The sequence below is a fragment of the Mesorhizobium sp. M7A.F.Ca.US.014.04.1.1 genome (assembly GCF_003998745.1).
GTDB lineage: Bacteria > Pseudomonadota > Alphaproteobacteria > Rhizobiales > Rhizobiaceae > Mesorhizobium > Mesorhizobium ciceri.
On the sequence record NZ_RZRW01000812.1, the window covers coordinates 1 to 1,975 of the forward strand.

General features: G+C 58.1%; 2 protein-coding genes and 1 pseudogene. All 3 read left to right on the top strand.

Going from position 1 to position 1,975, the window contains the following annotated elements; genetic code table 11:
- Positions 1 to 458, top strand: a pseudogene (locus EOA22_RS31795) (TetR/AcrR family transcriptional regulator C-terminal domain-containing protein); the annotation flags it as partial.
- Positions 459 to 513: 55 nt separating this feature from the next.
- On the top strand, positions 514 to 1,251 hold the full coding sequence (locus tag EOA22_RS31800; RefSeq protein WP_063170704.1) for a LuxR family transcriptional regulator: 738 nt from the start codon (positions 514 to 516) through the stop codon (positions 1,249 to 1,251).
- Between the two features lie 74 nt (positions 1,252 to 1,325).
- A complete protein-coding gene (locus tag EOA22_RS31805; protein ID WP_063170705.1) occupies positions 1,326 to 1,934 on the top strand; it encodes an acyl-homoserine-lactone synthase in 609 nt (202 codons plus the stop codon).
- Positions 1,935 to 1,975: the final 41 nt, after the last annotated feature.

Here is a 1,975-nt window from a genome sequence, read left to right on the forward strand (position 1 = left end):
TCCACGAGCACCCCAGGGCCGCCCCCCTGCTCGGTCCGCATATCCGCTCCAACGGCGCGCCGAATGCACCTTGGGTCGAGATCATTCTGACTGCGCTCACCCAAGCCGGATTCGAGGATCAGGCTTTGATCAATGCCTTCAATTCAGTGGTTGGCGCCCTGGAAGGCTATATCACGATGGAACTCGCCGCAGACGGCGCTACCGAAGACTCGGAATGGGTCGAAACATTCAACGCAGGCCTTGATGCGCTTGACCCAGCGCGGTTTCCGTTGGTTACGCGATACCTGCCGCAAATGTACAACCGGTCGTTCGTGATGCGCTGGAAAAGCGGGAACGTCGCCCCGCTCGAGGATGGTTACGACTTCCTGATCGAAACCCTGATCCTGGGACTGGAGGCGCAGGCCAAACCTGGCCGAAACAGGGATAAGGACGCTGGCGAGCAGACCACGGATAGATGACCAGATATACGGGCGCAGCGCGCGTCCCGGCCTAGTACTGGACGCAGGAGTACATATGGCATGGTTTAAACGCATCGACGACACGTACGAGCTTCTGAACAATGTCGGTAAGAGCTCATCTCAACAGGAAATATGCCGACACATCCTTGGTTACGCCGGACGCATTGGCGCGACCAATCTTCTGGCAGGACTAATTCCCCCACCCCAAGCCCTGAAACATGATCAAGCTTCGCATGTCATTCTGCATGCCTGGCCAGAACAATGGTCCGAGCGATATTTTTCAAAGGGCTACCTATATCGCGATCCAACGATTCAACTTGTGAACCGGGGCAGCACGCCCTTCCTCTGGAGCGAGATCGATAACCTATGCAAGGTCTGTCCTTTCGGCCGCCGGATCATGGACGAGGCAACCGACTTCAGATTATGCGAGGGTTTGACAGTCCCGTTTGCCACATTGGATGGGCAGCCGGTCGGGTTTTCCGTCGCGGGAGAAAAGCTGGATCCGGATCCCCACGACCGTCTCGCCTTTCAGTTGGTTGCAGCTTACGCTTTCGGCTGCGCGGCTGTTATCACTGATGCAAAACGCAATATCCGGCCGGCACGTTTATCTCCGAGACAAAGGGACGTTCTGCGCTGGGCAGCGGAAGGCTTGACTGTCGATGAGATCGCTGACCGTCTCGCTGTCAGTCGCAACACGGCAGACACTCACCTGCGGGCGGCGCGCGAGAGGCTCGGAGTAGCAAGCACAGTGCATGCTGTCGCGGAAGCCTTTCGTCACGGTCTGATCGCCTAGCTCACGCAATCGCGTGATGCCGCCTTCTACAGGAAGCGACCATTGGTTGACCTCCAAACTGGAGGATAACCGAGATGCTTCTTGTGGTTACATCGCAGAATTCAGAAGAATATCAGGCGGAGCTGGAACAGGCGTTCCGCCTTCGCCACAAGGTCTTTGTCGAAGAAAAGGGCTGGACGGATCTGCGACGCGCAGATGGTCGTGAAATCGACCGGTTCGACAATGAGCACGCAGTCCACATGCTCTTTACGGCTGAGGAGCGCGTTGTCGGCTACCAGCGCATGCTGCCTTCGACCCGCCCCCACTTGCTCTCGGAGGTCCTGTCGGAGCTTTGCGAAGGCCAACGCCCAGTGGGCGAAAACATCTGGGAATGGACGCGCTACTGCGTCGAGCCGCAGTACCGAGAACGGGGAAGAATGCTGAGCCCGGTGGCGAATGCGCTTTTGTCAGGCATCGTCGAGTGGGGCCTGGACAGAAGCATCGATACGATCATCATCGAGATGAACCCTCTCTGGCTGCTGCGCCTGGTCCAACTGCATTTCAGGGTGACGCCGCTGGGGTTGCCGAAGATCATAGGCGGTGAAGAGACAGTGGCGGTGACGGCGAGCTTCGATGAACGCACACTCGCCCGATTGTATGAAACGCGGAAGGCGAGCCCGCCGACTGGTGCGATTGAGAACTGAACGCTCGCGCCCAAACCGAGCGGGCTTTGAGCAGGTACTTC

Excerpts from the sequence above, each read along its gene's own strand:
- EOA22_RS31800 (WP_063170704.1), top strand. The coding sequence starts at position 514 with ATGGCATGGTTTAAACGCATCGACGACACGTACGAGCTTCTGAACAAT.
- EOA22_RS31805 (WP_063170705.1), top strand. The coding sequence starts at position 1,326 with ATGCTTCTTGTGGTTACATCGCAGAATTCAGAAGAATATCAGGCGGAG.